General features: G+C 72.9%; 12 protein-coding genes. 6 read left to right on the top strand and 6 right to left on the bottom strand.

Going from position 1 to position 16,101, the window contains the following annotated elements; translation table 11 throughout:
- Nucleotides 1-36 precede the first annotated feature (36 nt).
- From ABFX46_RS22890 to ABFX46_RS22870, 5 genes are all read right to left on the bottom strand, one after another.
- Nucleotides 37-987, bottom strand: coding sequence for a S1C family serine protease (locus ABFX46_RS22890; RefSeq protein ID WP_346044992.1), 951 nt, complete (start codon nucleotides 985-987; stop codon nucleotides 37-39).
- 351 nt (nucleotides 988-1,338) lie between these two features.
- Entirely contained in the window at nucleotides 1,339-2,886 is a 1,548-nt protein-coding gene (locus ABFX46_RS22885) for a sensor histidine kinase (protein WP_346044990.1), read from the bottom strand.
- Complete coding sequence (locus ABFX46_RS22880) at nucleotides 2,886-3,623, bottom strand: response regulator transcription factor (protein WP_346044989.1); 738 nt, start codon at nucleotides 3,621-3,623, stop codon at nucleotides 2,886-2,888. Before ABFX46_RS22880 ends, ABFX46_RS22885 begins: the two co-directional genes overlap by 1 nt.
- A gap of 124 nt (nucleotides 3,624-3,747) precedes the next feature.
- Complete coding sequence (gene def / locus ABFX46_RS22875) at nucleotides 3,748-4,278, bottom strand: peptide deformylase (protein ID WP_346044987.1); 531 nt, start codon at nucleotides 4,276-4,278, stop codon at nucleotides 3,748-3,750.
- Between the two features lie 224 nt (nucleotides 4,279-4,502).
- Nucleotides 4,503-5,507 carry a DivIVA domain-containing protein gene (locus tag ABFX46_RS22870; protein ID WP_346044985.1) on the bottom strand — a complete coding sequence of 335 codons (1,005 nt, stop codon included), beginning with the start codon at nucleotides 5,505-5,507 and terminating at the stop codon, nucleotides 4,503-4,505.
- A 342-nt stretch (nucleotides 5,508-5,849) separates the two neighbouring features.
- Between ABFX46_RS22870 and ABFX46_RS22865 the strand changes: the two genes are divergently transcribed.
- From ABFX46_RS22865 to ABFX46_RS22845, 5 genes are all read left to right on the top strand, one after another.
- Nucleotides 5,850-6,371, top strand: coding sequence for a gamma carbonic anhydrase family protein (locus ABFX46_RS22865; RefSeq protein ID WP_346044983.1), 522 nt, complete (start codon nucleotides 5,850-5,852; stop codon nucleotides 6,369-6,371).
- A 113-nt stretch (nucleotides 6,372-6,484) separates the two neighbouring features.
- On the top strand, nucleotides 6,485-10,591 hold the full coding sequence (locus ABFX46_RS22860; RefSeq protein WP_346044981.1) for an EccA family type VII secretion system protein: 4,107 nt from the start codon (nucleotides 6,485-6,487) through the stop codon (nucleotides 10,589-10,591).
- A gap of 158 nt (nucleotides 10,592-10,749) precedes the next feature.
- Nucleotides 10,750-10,941 carry a hypothetical protein gene (locus ABFX46_RS22855; protein ID WP_163052579.1) on the top strand — a complete coding sequence of 64 codons (192 nt, stop codon included), beginning with the start codon at nucleotides 10,750-10,752 and terminating at the stop codon, nucleotides 10,939-10,941.
- Nucleotides 10,942-11,309: 368 nt separating this feature from the next.
- On the top strand, nucleotides 11,310-11,927 hold the full coding sequence (locus ABFX46_RS22850) for a DUF47 domain-containing protein (protein ID WP_163052577.1): 618 nt from the start codon (nucleotides 11,310-11,312) through the stop codon (nucleotides 11,925-11,927).
- Entirely contained in the window at nucleotides 11,924-13,090 is a 1,167-nt protein-coding gene (locus tag ABFX46_RS22845; RefSeq protein ID WP_428831292.1) for an inorganic phosphate transporter, read from the top strand. The genes ABFX46_RS22850 and ABFX46_RS22845 overlap by 4 nt, the downstream gene beginning before the upstream one ends.
- 154 nt (nucleotides 13,091-13,244) lie before the next feature.
- Here ABFX46_RS22845 and ABFX46_RS22840 read toward each other — a convergent pair whose 3' ends face one another.
- On the bottom strand, nucleotides 13,245-14,930 hold the full coding sequence (locus ABFX46_RS22840) for a bifunctional metallophosphatase/5'-nucleotidase (RefSeq protein ID WP_346044979.1): 1,686 nt from the start codon (nucleotides 14,928-14,930) through the stop codon (nucleotides 13,245-13,247).
- A 225-nt stretch (nucleotides 14,931-15,155) separates the two neighbouring features.
- Between ABFX46_RS22840 and mshD the strand changes: the two genes are divergently transcribed.
- Complete coding sequence (gene mshD / locus ABFX46_RS22835) at nucleotides 15,156-16,013, top strand: mycothiol synthase (protein WP_428831296.1); 858 nt, start codon at nucleotides 15,156-15,158, stop codon at nucleotides 16,011-16,013.
- Nucleotides 16,014-16,101 lie beyond the last annotated feature (88 nt).

The raw sequence follows: 16,101 nt of genomic DNA, 5'->3' as shown, positions 1-16,101 counted from the left end.
CCGCTCCCCCCAGAGCCTGGCCGGACGGCGACCGGGTCAGACCGTGGCGCCGGCGATGATCGTGTCGGCGGTCTTCTTCGCGGAGTCGATCGGGATGGCGAAGCCGACCCCGATGTTCCCGTCGCTGCTGCCGGACGTGGCGATCGCGGTGTTGATCCCGATCACCTGCCCGGACGCGTTCACCAGGGCGCCGCCGGAGTTCCCGGGGTTGATCGCGGCGTCCGTCTGGATCGCGTTCTTGATCACGGTCTGCTGCTGCTGGGACAGCTGCCCGCGCAGACCCGGCGGGAGCTGCTGCTCGGAGTCGCCCTCCTGGATCTGCCGTCCCAGCGCGCTGACGATGCCGGAGGTCACCGAGCCGTCCAGCCCGAGCGGGCTGCCCACGGCGAGGACCTGGTCGCCGACCGCGAGCCGGCTGCTGTCGCCGAGCGTCGCGGGCTTGAGGCCCGACACGTCCTGCGCCTTGATCACCGCGATGTCGTCACCGGTCTCGGCCCCGAGCACCTGCGCCGCCGCGGTCCTGCCGTCGCTGAACTTCACCGCGACCTGCCGCGCCCCCGACACGACGTGCGCGTTGGTGAGGATGACCCCGTCCGAGCGCAGGATCACCCCGGAGCCGGTCGCCGTGCCCGAGGCCGTCTGCGCCTGGATCGACACCACGCTCGGCTGGACGGCGGCCGCCACCTGCGCGGTCGTGCTGGTGGACGAGGCCCCCGAGACCGCCGTCGGGCTCGCGTAGACGGTCTGCTCGTGCGTCAGCGCCAGGGTCAGCGCCGCGCCCGCACCGCCCGCCCCGAGGGCCAGTGCCGCGGCGGCCCCCACCGCCGCGGCCTTCCGCCGCGCCGTGCCGAAGAGGCTCGGCCGGGCGGCCGGCTGCTCCGGTGCCGGGACGTTCTGCCATGACCATTCGCCGTGCGCGCCCCCGTGCGGGGTGAAGTCGGGTCTCTGCGGCTCCCAAGGCGGCGGCTGCTGCCGGTCGGTGTTCATCGGATCCCCCTGTCGTTCACTCGACAACGAGAGTGCGCTCCCCGCCTGCAGGCCGCCTGGACCCAACCTGAAAGTGTGCTGAAAACCGACAAGACATGAAAAACCGCGGCCGTGGGGACGTGTGGCGATTCGTCCCCTCGGCCGCGGCGCCCGGGCCCACCCGGCGCGCAGCCGGCCCGGAATGACGCTGGCCAGGGCGCGGACTCCCGTTCCCCGTCGAGACCGGGGCGCGCCCTGTAACACCACTTAAGCGCACAGACCTGAACATTCCCTGAACGTGACCCACGTCTCCCCTAAGCACCCGGAGCCGGCTTGAAGCGACGCGACCGCGCTGAGCCTGCGCCAAGCGGACTAGTCGTCGTTCAGGGGGAGGACGACGCGGAATGTGGCGCCTTCGCCCGGTGCGGAGTCGGCTTCCACGGTGCCTTCGTGGGCCGCGACGAGGGCGGCGACGATGGCGAGGCCGAGGCCGGCGCCGCCGTAGTCGCGGGAGCGGGCCTCGTCCGCGCGGTAGAACCGTTCGAAGACGCGTTCGGCCTGCTCGGGGGAGAGGCCGGGGCCCTGGTCGACGACCGCGATGACGGCCGCGGGGGCGCCGCGCAGCGTGCCGGACGTCAGCCGCACCTCGACCGGTGTGCCCTCGGGGGTGTGCGCGATCGCGTTGGTCAGCAGGTTCCCTATCACCTGCCGCAGCCGCGGCTCGTCCCCGTGCGCCTGGTACGCCAGGCCGCCCTCGACCGACAGATCTATCCGGCGCTCGGGTGCGAGGACTCGCGCCTCCTGGACGGAGTCGGCGGCGACCGCGAGCAGGTCCACCGGGCGCCGCTCGATCGGGCGCTGCCGGTCGAGCCGGGCGAGCAGCAGCAGGTCCTCGACGAGCAGCCCCATCCGGGACGCGGTCTCCTCGATCCGGCTGATCAGCCGGTCCAGCTCCGCGGGGCTGCGGGCGGCGCCCTGCCGGTAGAACTCGGCGAACCCGCGGATCGCGGTCAGCGGGGTGCGCAGCTCGTGGCTGGCGTCGGCGATGAACCGCCGCATCCGCTCCTCCGACCGCAGCGCCGTCTCCTCCGAGCGCCGCGCCGCCGCCTCCGACTGCGCGCGCGCCCCGAACGCCGCCTCGATCTGCCCCAGCATCGTGTTCAGCGACCCGCCGAGCCGTCCCATCTCGGTGCGCGGGTCGGCCTGCGGGACGCGCCGGGACAGGTCGCCGGCCGCGATCGCGCCCGCGGTCTCCTCCACGGCGGCGAGCGGGCGCAGGCTCGCCCGCACCACCCACACCCCGAGCACGACCAGCACGGCGAGCACCAGCAGGCCCACGATCGCGTCGATCACCACGAGCCGCTGGACGGTGCGGTCCACCTCGTCCAGGCTGAACGCGAGGACGATCACCCCGCCGGGGAGCGGCTCGGCCAGGATCCGCCACTGCGAACCGCCCGTCCCGCGCACGGTGAACGGGCGGTCGATGTGCGGGCCGAGATCGGCGGGGAGCCGCGGGTGGCCCGTCTCGCTCCACGCCGGGTTCTGCCCCAGCACATGGCCGTTGTCGGTGCGGACCTGCCCGTACATCTCGCTCGGGATCCGGACGTCGATGTTCGTCTCGCCGCGCCGCAGCTGCGGGACGGCCTGCTCGACCGCCCGCCCCACCGAGCTGCGCAGCTGGTCGTCGGCCCGCCCGACCAGGTACTGCCGCAGCACCGACGCGCCCGCCGCGCTCATCACCGTCATCCCGAGCGTGACCAGCACGAGCATCCCGGCGATCAGCTTGACGCGCAGCGACGTCCGCCCCCACAGCCGGGCGAGCGTGCGGCGCGGCGACCGGGACCGCGGACCGGCGGGGCCGCCGCCCCACTCCGGCGCCCCGGGGACGGCCGGGGCGGACGCCGGGACGCGGGTGGCCATCAGCCCGATCTCGACGGCTCGCGCAGGACGTACCCCACACCGCGCAGGGTGTGGATGAGGCGCGGCTCGGTGTTGTCCACCTTGCGGCGCAGGGCCGACACGTACGACTCGACGATGCCCGCGTCGCCGCGGAAGTCGTAGTTCCACACGTGGTCGAGGATCTGCGCCTTGGACACGACGCGTCCCGCGTTGGCCATGAAGTAGCGCAGCAGCTTGAACTCGGTCGGCGACAGCTGGATCGCGCGCCCGCCGCGCCACACCTCGTGGCTGTCCTCGTCGAGCTCCACGTCCGCGAACACCAGCCGGGGCGGGGGCTCGGCCGCGCCGCCGCGGAACCGGCGCAGCACCGCCCGGATGCGGGCGATGACCTCCTCCAGGCTGAACGGCTTGGTGACGTAGTCGTCGCCGCCGATCGTCAGGCCCTTGATGCGGTCCTGGACGGCGTCCCGCGCGGTGAGGAACAGCACCGGGGTGTGGTCGCCGCCGGAGCGCAGCCGCCGCGCGACGTCGAAGCCGTCGATGTCGGGCAGCATCACGTCCAGGACGATCAGGTCGGGGCGGTGCCGCCGCGCCGACTGCACCGCGTCCGCCCCGTTGGTCGCCGTGACCACGTCGAACCCGGTGAAACGCAGGCTGCCGGCGAGGAGCTCCAGGATGTTGGGCTCGTCCTCGACGACGAGCAGGGTCGCCTCCGCCGTCGCCGCCTTGCCGCTGCCGTTCGCCTGCCGCTCAGTCACGTGCCCAGTCCCCCTCCACATCATCGCAGAGGATTCCAGCCGAACCTGAACGTCCCCTGAATGCCCGCAGAGGATCGGTTGAGTGCTACATCGGTGGACTGCTACATCGGGGGAGTGCTACAGGTCACCGCTGGAGTGCGCGGATGGCCCGCATCGCCTCGCGGCGCGCGTCCCCGGACAGGACGTCGATGTACACGCCGCCCTCCAGGTGGCCGCACTCGTGCTGGAGGCAGCGCGCGAAGTAGCCGGTGCCCTCGATGCGGACGGGCTTGCCCTTCATGTCGACGCCCTCGACGACGGCGTGCGCGTGGCGCGGCGTCTCGAACCGCAGGCCGGGCAGGGACAGGCAGCCCTCCGACTCGATCAGCTGCTCGCCGTCGGCGGCCACGAGCCTCGGGTTGGCGACGTGGCCGATGTGGCGGCGCCCCTTGTCGTCCTCGCAGTCGTACACGAACAGCCGCAGGCCGACGCCGATCTGGTTCGCGGCCAGCCCTGCGCCGTCCTCCTCGTACATGGTGACGAACATGTCGTCGATGAGGCGTTCCAGGGAGGCGTCGAACGTCCTGACCGGGTCGCACTCGGTGCGCAGTACCGGATCGCCGAGGAACCTGACCGGCCGGACCGTCCCACCCCGCGCGTGTTTCCGCTTTCTCATCCGAAAGATCCTAAGCGACCCACTTGAGCGGGGACCCCAGCCGCCGATCACGGGTCGGGCGGCCGGAGGGCGCTCTAGCGCCCGCAGGCCGCCCGGCCCGCCGAGCCGGGCGACCGCAGCGACACCGGCAGACCCGCACGGTCACACCACACCGCGACGGTGGCGTGAGGATCGACCGGCTCGCAACGGGGGTTCCAGGGGGTCGCCCCCCTGGACGGATACAGCTACAGCTCGATGGGGCCGCGGGGCTGCTGCGGCGGGACGGGGGGCTGCGGCGGAGCGGTGTCCTCGACCGGCCGGACGGGCTTCGGCTGCGGCGGCGCGGCCGGGGCGTCGGCGGCCGGGGCCTCGGGCTTCTTCATCACCGGGGCCGCCGGCGGGGCGGCCGAGGCCGGCTTGGGCGCCGGGGCCTGGGCGGGCTTCGGGGCGGCCGGGGCCGGTGCCTGCGCGGGCTTGGCGGCCGCGGGCGGCACCTGCTTGGCGGCGGCGGGCGCGGGCGCGGCGGGCGGGGCCTGCTTGCGCGGGGCGCTCTGCCGGACGGCGTCCTCGACCATCTTCTCCAGCGGCCCGGCCTCGTTCTCGGCGGTGAGCAGCCGGTGCAGCGTGTCGCTGATCTCGGTGAGCCGCTGCAGGGCCTGGGTGTGGTTCTTGGTGAGCGCGGTGAGCCGCTGCGTGGCGCCCTCGTTGATGACGCCGGCGCGCCGCTCGGACGCGGTGAGGGTGCGCTCGGCCTCCAGCCGCGCGCTCGTCACCGTCTGCTCGGCCTCCTGCTTGGCCGACGACAGGACGCTCTCCGACTCCTTCTTGGCGGACGCGAGCATGTGGTCGGCCTTGTCCTGCGCCTGGGCGAGGTTCTTGTCGGCGTGCGCGCGGGCCTCGTCGATGATGCGCTTGGACTCGTGCTCGGCGTCCTCGCGGATCTCCGAGCCCTTGGCCTCGGCCTGGGCGATCTTGTCCTGGGCCTCGTCCTCGGCGAGGTTGATGATCTGGCGGAGCCGGTCGCTCAGGTCGTCGCCGGTGGGCTTGCGCGCCTCCCGGAGCTCGGCCATCTCGCGGCGGAGGCGCTCGCCGTCGTCCTGGGCGCGGGCGAGCCGCGCCTCCAGCTCGCGGTGCTTCTGCAGCGCGCGGGCGATGTAGTCGTCGACCTGACGGCGGTTGTAGCCGCGCATCACGATCTCGAAGGACTCGTCTTGGAGGAGGTTCGGGAGGATCTCGGCTTCGTTGCTCATGGTGCCTTGGGGGTCGTTGGCGGGGGTCATCACCCCGTCAGGGTCGGTTGCGATAACAGCCTCACCCGCCTGAGCGGGCCCACATGGAAACGTCAGGACGACTCTTGTCCGGCTCACCCCATTCGCGCAACCGGATCGCGGTTCTTGCTGCCGTTTCTTCATCTGGATGGGCTCGACAAGCTATCTAATCCCGGCAAAGTCCGCTTCTCGGACGGGGTCGTGTCGCGGGCCGGAACCGGACCTTCCGGACGGGAACCGCCCCGCCGGACGGTCCGCCCGCGGCGGATCCACGGGCGGACCCGGCGTCCCGGACGGGCCGGGACGCGTCCTAGCATCGGCCGCATGAGCTACCTCGGAGCGTTGGGTGACGACCGGCCGAAGATCGACCCGGAGGCGTGGGTCGCGCCGGGCGCCGTCGTCGTCGGGCGGGTGACGCTGGGCCGCGCGTCCAGCGTCTGGTACGGCTCGGTGCTGCGCGCCGAGGACGAGGAGATCGTCGTCGGCGACGAGTGCAACATCCAGGACCTGTCCTGCCTGCACTGCGACCCGGGGATGCCCGCGATCCTGGAGGACCGGGTCAGCCTCGGCCACAAGGCGATGGTGCACGGCGCCCACGTCGAGACCGGCGCGCTCATCGGCATCGGCGCGATCGTGCTGAACGGCGCCCGGATCGGCGCGGGGACGCTGATCGCCGCCGGCGCGCTGGTGCCGCCCGGCAAGAAGATCCCGTCCGGCGTGCTGGTCGCGGGGACGCCGGGCAAGGTCGTCCGGGAGTTGAACGACAACGACCGGCTCGTCCTGGAGCACACCCCGGCGATCTACAGGGAGAAGGCCGCCAAGCACCGCGCCGCCACCTGGCAGTAGTGTCCGGAGCAGCACCTGGCGCGGCGTCAAGCCCGGTTTAGGGGCCTGCTGACCTGCGGCGATGCGGCTTCTGCGCCGGTCAGGCAGGCCCCGGGCGTTTTCTGCTGACTACGATGACCTTCGTGGTGTGGGGACCGGGCTATGGCAGTGCTCCGCCGCCCAGCCCGCAGCGGGGGCGGGATCCGTACGCGGGGGATCCGTTCACGGGGGCGGAGCGCGACACGCGGGCGATGGTGGCCGCCGCGTGGTGGCCGACGGCGCCCCCGCAGCAGCGGCACCACGCCATCGGCGGCCGCATGCTCGTCCTCCCGGACGGGACGTGGTGGCTGTTCGGCGCGTGGGCCCGCTGGTACCGGCTGCACCCGTCCGACGGCCAGTGGTACCTGTGCCCGCCGCCCCGCACGCCCGCCGTCCGGATGGCGGCGCGGCCCGCGCAGCAGGGCGCCGGGCAGGTGCCGAACCTGCCGCCGCACGTCGTCCCGGCCGGGCCCGACTTCGCCTACGACCCGCCATCGGGGCTGCCGTTCGTCGGGCACGGGTTCGCGACGGAGCTGACGTCGCGCGTCCGGTCGACGCTGGAGTCCGCGGCCGTGCTGCCCGCGCCCGACTACCCGCACCGGTGGCCCGACTTCACGTCCGAGACGCCGTCCACCGTCGCCGCCGCGTGGGGCGTGATGCTGTGGTGCTCGGCGGCGCCCGCGTTCGACGCGCGGCTCGACGCGCAGATGCTCGACCTGTGGAAGCCGTACCGCGCCAGGCCCCTCCCGGACGTGGACGGCCCCCGCTGGCTCACCCCGCCCCCGCTGGAGTCGCTCGTCGCGCTCTACGCCGAGCGGCTGCGGGCCAGCCGGGTGGACGCGGCGGTCGTCATCCTGCGGACGATGTGGGCCGTCGCCAGCGCGCTCCGCGAGGACGTCCGGTTCCAGGTGCGGGCGGACGCCCTGCTCGCGATCCTCGGCACCACGCTCGCCAACCCGACCGTCGACTACGGGGCGCTGCCCTACGGGGACCAGGCGATCGTCCAGCAGTGGCTGACCCGGTGCCCACCGAACCTGGTTCCCTCGCTGCGGAACGAGAGCTCGCCGGGGGACAACTTCAGGCACGCCTTCTACACGCTCAGCGAGCTGATAGCGGAGTTGTCGGGGGATCCGGTCGACCCGGCCTACCTTGAGCCCCGCCTGGTGGCCGCCGCACTGCTCGCCGCCGACCTGAACGTCGTCCGCAAGGACATGGTGGGCACGATCGTGCCCTGGCTCGACCCGGAGATCCGCTACACGGTGCAGGCGGTGGCGGAGCAGAAGGGGCATCCGCTGCGGCGGCTCTGGCCCGAGGACATGCGCCTTCCCGAGCCGCTGCGGTCGGCGGCCGGGTCCGGGGCGGGCGCCGAGTCGCTGCTGGCCGCGATGTACGAGGTCGACCTGGCCTGGTGCCGGCTCGGCGGGATGCCCGCGCGGCCGCGCGGCTTCCCCGTCCCGACCGCGATCATCGCCGGGATCGTCGGCCGCAACCGCGCCCGCGCCACCGCCGCGTCCCCGGTGCCGACGCCGCCGCCGAACCCGGCGCCCGCGCAGCCCGCCCCGTTCGGCATGCAGAGCCAGCCCGGCCTCGCGCCGGGGACGCCGCCGCAGCCGCAGGGGACGCCGTCCGAGCCCGACCGGCCGTTCGTGCAGCCGCCCGCGCAGCCGGGATGGGAGAACGCGCCCGGCCCGGCGGCCGCGCCGGCGCAGCACCAGATGCCGGGCCCCGGTCAGCAGGCCGCGTTCGCCCCGCCGGATCCCATCATCAGCGGTTCTTCCGGCGAGGACGACGAAGCGAGCGCGGCGCCGCCCTACACCGAACTCGGTTTCCAGCGCCCCGCCGCCTCGCCGCAGCCCGCTCCCATGCAGAACCCGGCGCCGATGCAGAGCCCCGCTCCCATGCAGAGCCCGGCCCCGATGCAGAGCCCCGCTCCCATGCAGAGCCCGGCCCCGATGCAGAGTCCGGCGCCGCCTCCGCCGGAACCCGTGCAGGCGAACCAGGCGCCGGCTCCGCAGCCGGAGCAGCAGCTCGGCGGGTTCTCGCCGCCCGAGGAGGAGGCGGACGAGGACTTCGTGCCGCCCTACACGCAACTCGGCTACCAGCCGGCCGGCGCCGCCCCGCCGCAGCCGCCCGTCCCGTCACCCGCTCAGCCGCCCGTCCAGCCACCGCCGAACCAGCCCGTGGCGTCGAGCCAGCCCGCGCCCGCGGAGCCGGTGCCTCAGCAGAGCCCGGCCGACCCGCTGCCGACGGCGTTCGACGCGTACTCGACCCGCGTCGAAGGCGGCGGGCACCCTGCGCAGCCCGGCCCGTCCAGCCAGGGCCCACAGCCCAACCAGCCACAGCCCAACCAACCACCCGGGACGCGCATCCTCGGCCCGGGAGACCTGGAGGACGACCCCACCGGCCCGCCCCCCGTACCCGCAGGTGGCGCAGGCGGCGCGGGAGGGAACCCGCCCGGGACGAGGGTCATGTCCAAGACGATGGTCGGCGACTTCGACTTCCTGGACGACACGCCGTCCCCGGAGCGTCCCGTCGACGAGATCCCGCCGCCCAGCGACCGCAGCACCCGCCGCGTCCTGGAGCGGTTCGGGTTCGGGTTCCTCTACGGGGAGCACGACGCGTCCGTCCTGCTCGCCGACGTCCGCGCGCAGGCCGAGGAGTGGAACACGCCGAGCGGCGACCAGATCGAGGCGACCCGGGTGGACGGCGCGCCCAGCGCGATCAAGTCGGGCCTGCCGGGCGTGCTGCTGGTCGGCGACCCGCACTCGGGGCAGCGCCGGCTGTCCCGGATGATCGCGCTGACGCTGGCCAACGCGGGCCTCGGCGACGGGTCGATCCGCGCGCACGACGCCGAGGACGTCCGGAACGCGCCGCCGGAGCGGATCGGGCAGATCCTCGCCCAGCCCGGCCCGGTGATCCTTTTCGAGCGGCTGGACGTCGCGATCAACGACGCGGCCGATCCGGGCGCCGTCGTCGGGGCGGTGCGCCGCGCCCGCCGCGACCCGGTGAACACGGCGCCGGTGATCGCGACGTGCGAGCCGCGCGCGTACCGGCGGCTGCTGCAGGAGCATCCGAAGCTCGTGCAGGCGTTCCGCGTCCACCGGCTGCCCGACTTCAGCGACCTCGACAACCGGATGACGCTGCTGCACCTGCTGGCCGACGAGCGGCGCGTCACGATCGGCGCGGCCGCGCTGGAGACCGTCCGGGCCGACCTGGAGCGGCTCCGCGGGCCCGGCGACCTGGTCAACGCCCGGCTCGTCGAGGCGTACCTGGACCAGGCGGCGCAGCGGAACATGGAGCGCGCCGGGGCGTCCCACGACCGGCTCGTCCTCACCCCCGACGACCTCGCCGGCGTCGCGGAGGGCATCGAGCCGGCGCTGCGCCCGCCCGGCGACATCGGCGGCTACCTGCGGCAGCTCGACCACCTCACCGGGCTCGACGACGTCAAGGCGGCGGTCCGGGAGCTGGCCGACGAGGCGGCGCTCGCCGCCGACCGGGCGCGGTACGGGGTGTCGGCGGAGGACGCCCGGCATCTGGTCTTCACCGGTCCGCCCGGCACCGGCAAGACGACGGTGGCGGGGCTCGTGGGCGGCATCTACGCGGCGCTGGGGCTGCTGCGGTCCGGGCATGTGGTGGCGTGCCGTCCCGTCCACCTGGCCGGACGCGACCAGGTCGACACGCGCAACCGGGTCGCCGCCATGGTCGACCAGGCGCTCGGCGGGGTGCTGCTCATCCAGGAGGCGTACCGGCTCGACCGGACGCCCGCCGTCGTCGGCGAACTGCTGCGCCGCATGAGCGAGGGACGGTTCATCGTCGTCTGCTCCAGCCCCGCCGCGGAGATGGAGGGGTTCCTCGCGGGCAACCCCGCGTTCCGCGCCGAGTTCGGCCGGGTCCTGGAGTTCACCGGGATGGGCGACCGCGACATGGTGCGGCTCTTCCAGAGCTATGCCGAACGCGATCTCTACATGCTGGACGAGGAGTTGCGCGTCGAGCTGCTGTCCCGGCTGGCCTCGATGCGCGAGGACCCACGGTTCGCCTACGCCCGGACCGTCCGCGCCCTGTTCGAGCAGACGGTGGCGCGGCAGGCGGCCCGGCTGGCGGGCGCCGACGTCAACGCCGCGACCGTGGCCCGGCTCACCGCCCGCGACCTGCCCGAAACGCCGCTGGAGCAGCTCCTCGGAGACTTCCGGGCCGGCGGCTGATCCCGGGCCGCGTCCCTCTCCGGCCGGGACGGTGGCATCAGATGGGCATCACCCGGGAAGACCAGGGGGCAAGGTGGTCCGCGAATGGCCCTCTTGGGTCATGTGCCCGTCGGGGCCGGAAGCGTAGCCTCGACTTCGGGTGTGGGGGAAGAACGGAGGTGGACGCGGTGCGCCAGTATCTCGATCTGCGCGTCCACGACCGTGTCGCGCTGGACGAGATCGAACTCTATGCCGAGATGCTCAGTGCGGTGGCCGCGGCGGAGCGGCCGCTGACCGTCGCGGAAATCGACATGGTGCTCGGGGTACGGTCCGACGCTGCCGGTCGTCGCGAGCTGACACCGCAGGACTAGTCCGGTACTGGTTCCGGGGCTCGCAGGTTCCGGGGACGCCGATTCGGGGCGTCCCCGGTTCGTCGTACCACCCGTCGGAGGGTGCCGCGGCCCTGCCGGAGGGGGCGGCCACGCGGAGTGGTGTAACGAATCTCACGTGCCGCCGGGCGCGCCGCCGCAGGTGACCGCCATGGGACGCCGCCGGCCGCCGAACCGGCGGGCATTGCGCCAGATAGGGGAGCCTGCAAGGGGTATGTACCTGGTGATCTAGGGCAATCTTGTAGGTGAGAGGATGGGTGACACCAGCCGAAGCTGGGGCAAAGGTTCTTTTTACGGCGGGTAGCGCCTACGATCCTCTGCGGACTGTTCCAGCACATCAGGAGAACGACGTGCGCTTGCGTCTCACGCCGCGTGAGGACAGCTTCTACGACATGTTCACCGACTCGGCGAACAACCTGGTCACCGGCGCCAGGCTCCTCGTGGAACTCATCAGCGACGGCGCCGACCGGGCGGCGATCGCGGAGAAGATGCGCGCCTGCGAGCATGCGGGCGACGAATGCACCCACGCGATCATGCGGCGGCTGAACGAAACGTTCATCACGCCCTTCGACCGTGAGGACATCTACCAGCTGGCGTCGTCCATAGACGACGTCATGGACGAGATGGAGGAGGCGGCCGACCTCGTCGTCCTCTACAAGATCGAGGAGTTCCCCAAGGGCATCGTCGCGATGGTCGAGGTCCTGGAGCGTGCCGCCGAGCTGACCGCCGAGGCCATGCCGAGGCTGCGCTCGATGAAAGAGCTCAACGAGTACTGGATCGAGATCAACCGGCTCGAGAACCAGGGCGACCAGGTGTACCGCAAGCTGCTCGCGCAGTTGTTCAGCGGCGAGTACGACACGCTGACGGTGCTGAAGATGAAGCAGGTCATCGATCGGCTGGAGGACGCGGCGGACGCCTTCGAGCACGTCGCCAACACCGTCGAGACCATCGCGGTCAAGGAATCATGAGCGCAGCCAAGGATCCCGGCGTGACCGTCACCCGGGAACCGTCCCCGGAGGACGATGCCACCTCCCTCGGGGAGCAGGCCACGCGCCGGGTCTCCGGCCGGGCCTGGCTGCTGCTGCTGGCCGGCATCCTGCTGGTCATGGTGGGCGGCGCGCTCGGTCTCCGGACCGACGCGCAGATGGCCGTCCTCATCCTGGTCATCGTCGTGGCGCTGGTCTTCGACTACACCAACGGCTTCCACGACGCGGCCAACGCGATCGCCACGGCGGTCTCCACCCGCGCGCTGACCCCGCGCGTCGCACTCGGCATGGCCGCCGCCATGAACATGATCGGCGCCCTGCTCGGCGTGGGCGTCGCCAAGACCGTCAGCGAGGTCATCACCCCGCCGGACGGCCTGCACGGGCTCACCGTGGTCGCCGCCGGCGTGCTCGGCGCGATCACCTGGAACCTGATCACCTGGTACTTCGGGCTGCCGTCGTCGTCCTCGCACGCCCTCATCGGCGGCGTCGTCGGCGCCGGGCTGGCGTCGCTGTCGTCGGTGAACTGGTCCACGGTCGTCGACAAGGTCGCGATCCCCATGGTCGCGTCGCCGGTCGTGGGGTTCTGCCTCGCCTACCTGGTGATGGTCGCGATCCTGTGGATCTTCCGGCGCGCCAATCCGTCCCGGGTCGGCCGCCGGTTCCGCATCGCGCAGACCATGTCGGCCGCGTCCCTCGCGCTCGGCCACGGCCTGCAGGACGCGCAGAAGACGATGGGCATCATCGTCCTCGCGCTCGTCACGACCGGGCACGCGGACGGCAGCACGGTGCCGTGGTGGGTGGTCATCGTCTGTGCGGGCGCGCTGTCCGCCGGGACGTACGCGGGCGGCTGGCGCATCATGCGCACGCTCGGCCGCAAGGTCATCGAGGTCGATCCGCCGAAGGGCTTCGCCGCCGAAGCGACGGCCTCCATCGTCCTCTACACCACCGCGTTCATCTGGCACGCTCCAATCTCCACCACCCACACGATCACCTCGGCGATCATGGGCTCGGGCGCGACCAAGCGCCTGTCCGCGGTCCGCTGGGGCGTCGCCGGCAACATCCTGGTGGCCTGGGTCCTCACCATGCCCGCCGCCGCCGCGGTCGCCGCGGTGGTCTACTACGTCGTCCACTTCTTCGGCGCGTGATCTGACGCGCGCCCGCTCTGACGGCGCCTTGTTCTGACGAAACGGCCCGCCGTCCCTCTCGGGGCGGCGGGCCGTTCCGCGTTCACCCGGGTCACCGGATCGCCGGGTTCATGTCGCCGGGTCGCCAGGTCACTGGGGCATCAGGCCGCCGGGGTCACTGACCGGAGATGCGGGTCAGCGGAGGCGGGCTGACGGTGCCCTGGGCGTTGAAGTAGGCGACGAAGGTGTCCAGGTCGATGGCGCCGAGGACCTGGCCGGTGCCCTCGGTGAAGACGGTGAAGCCGTCACCGCCGCCGAGCAGGAAGTTGTTCGCCGCGACCTTGTAGGCGGCGGCCGGGTCGACCGGCGCGCCGTCGATCGTGATGGCGGAGACGCGGTCCCCGACGGGCTTCGAGCGGTCGATCGTGAAGTGCAGGTTCGCCGACGGCTGGAGGATCTTCTCGCCCGCGGACGTCCACTGCTGCTCCAGGAGCGCGTCGAGCTGTGCGCCGGTCAGCGACGTCACGCCCATCACGTTGCTGAACGGCTGGACGGCGAACGCCTCGCCGTACGTCACGACACCGTCGCCCTCCGAGCCGCTCGCCGCGTACGTGAGGTCGGTGCGGACGCCGCCGGGGTTCATCAGCGCGACCTGGGCGCCGAGGTCCTGCGTCCCGGCGAGCTGCGCGTCGGCGATCACGTCGCCCAGCGCGGTCTCGCCCGCGGGCGACGGCGTGCGGGTCAGGTCCGCGGTGACCTTGCCGATGGGCTTGTCGGCGATGGTCGCGACGCGGTCCTTCCAGGTCTGGACGAACTTCTCCGTCGCCGGGTCGGGCGCGATGTCGCGGGTGACGACGTGGTTGTCGGCCTTCACGGACGAGCGGATGATGTCGCCCGTCCGCCGGTTCACCTTGAGGTCGACCTGGGTGATCACGCGTCCGAAGGACGAGCCGGAGGAGAAGAGGCGCGGCTGCCCGTCCGGGTCCTTCACCGAGCAGATGTACTGCTGGTGCGTGTGCCCCGACAGGACCATGTCGATCTCCGGGTCGGCCTCCTGCGCGATGCGCGAGCCGGCGCCGGGGATGATGCCGCACTGGTCGGGACGGGTGCCGGCCTGGACCTGATCGCCCTCGTGGACGAGCAGCACCATCGCGCGGACGTGCTGGCGCTTCAGCTCGCGCGCGGCCCGGTTCGCGGCGGCGACCTCGTCGTCGAACTTCAGGCCCTTGATGCCCTCGGCGGTCACGATGCTCGGGGTGGTCTTGGTGACGACCCCGATGAACCCGACGCGGACGCCGTTGATGCGCCGGATCGTCCACGGCTTCAGGATCGGGCGTTCCCGGTGGCCGCGCTCCTTCAGCACGTTGGCGGCGAGGTAGTCGAACTTCGCGCCGCGCCACTCGCCCTCGGGGGAGCAGCCGTCGACGGGGTGGCAGCCGCCGTTCTGGATGCGCAGCAGCTCCTGGTAGCCCTCGTCGAACTCGTGGTTGCCGACCGCCGACGCCGTCACGCCGATGTCCCCCATGAACTGGACGGACGGCTCGTCGTGGTAGGCGGCGGAGATCAGCGGCGAGGCGCCGATCAGGTCGCCCTGGGCGACGGTGAGGGTGTCGCGGTTCCGCAGCTGCTTCAGGTGGGCCGCGATGTAGGCGGCGCCGCCGGCGAGGACGGTGTCGCCGTTCTCGTCGATCGCCCGGCCCGAGCTTCCGGACGGCGGTTCCAGGTTGCCGTGGAAGTCGTTGAGGGCGAGCAGGCGCACGGACGCGGTCGGTGCGGGGCGTGCGGCGGCGGGTTGCGCGGCCAGTCCCACGACCGTCAGCCCCGCCGCGGCGCAGGCCAGGATGGTGCGTCGTCGAGTCATTCTGTGGACGGTAGGTTCGCCCGGCATACGGATTCCGGCGACACGATGACGTTTTTGTGACGAATCAACCAGGACGCCGGAGGAGCCTCGGACGAGCCGCCGACGAGCCGCCGACGAGCCGCCGGCGAGCCGCCGGCGAGCAGCCGGCGAGCCCGGACGAGCCGCCGACGAGCCCTGCACGATCATTGTGCCCGCCCCGCGCATAGGGTTGCGGACGTGAGTGAGCTGCGGGCGCGCGGGACGCTGGAGAAGGACGAGGTCGCCGAGGCGCTGGCCCTGGCGGACGCCGCCGAGCGGGCCGACGGGGTGGGGCCGCTGTCCGAGCACGCCGTGCTGGCGCTGCGCGGCGGACGCCCCGGCCTGGCGGTCTCCGACGGCGGGACGATCGTGGCCTATGCGCACTTCGACCCCGCGAGCGAGGACGAACCCGCGGCGGGGGAGCTGGTCGTCCACCCGGATCACCGGCGCCGCGGGCACGGGCGCGCCCTGCTCCGGGCCTTGCGGGACGAGGCGGGCGGCCCGCTGCGGGTGTGGGCGCATGGTGATCTTCCGGCCGCCGCCGCGCTGGCCGGCTCGGAGGGGATGGCGCGGGTCCGCGCGCTGTTCCAGATGCGGCGTCCGGCGTCCGATCCGCTGCCGGAGACGCGCGTCGCGGACGGGGTGAGCCTCCGCACCTTCGAGCCCGGCCGGGACGAGCGGGCGTGGCTGGACGTCAACGCCCGCGCCTTCGCCGACCACCCCGAGCAGGGCGCATGGACGATGGACGACGTCCGTGAGCGCGAGGCCGAGGACTGGTTCGACCCGTCCGGCTTCTTCCTCGCCGAGCGCGACGGGCGGCTCGTCGGCTTCCACTGGACGAAAGTCCACCCCGGCAAGATCGGCGAGGTGTACGTGGTGGGCGTCGACCCCGACGCGCAGGGCCTCGGCCTGGGCCGCACCCTCACGCTGCGGGGTCTGCATCACCTCCGCGACACCGGCATGGACCAGATCATGCTCTACGTGGACGAATCGAACGTCGCCGCCGTCCGCCTCTACGAGTCCCTGGGCTTCACCCGACACGCCGTAGACGTCATGTACGCCTAGCCCCGCCACCTGCCTGTCGCCCAACCCCGTAGACGTCGTGTACGCCTAGCCCCGCCACCCGCCTAGCCCTGCCACCTGCCTAGCCCTG

It is taken from the genome of Actinomadura chokoriensis (genome assembly GCF_039529475.1).
Classification (GTDB): domain Bacteria; phylum Actinomycetota; class Actinomycetes; order Streptosporangiales; family Streptosporangiaceae; genus Spirillospora; species Spirillospora bangladeshensis.
This window is presented reverse-complemented; position numbering and strand designations above follow the sequence as displayed.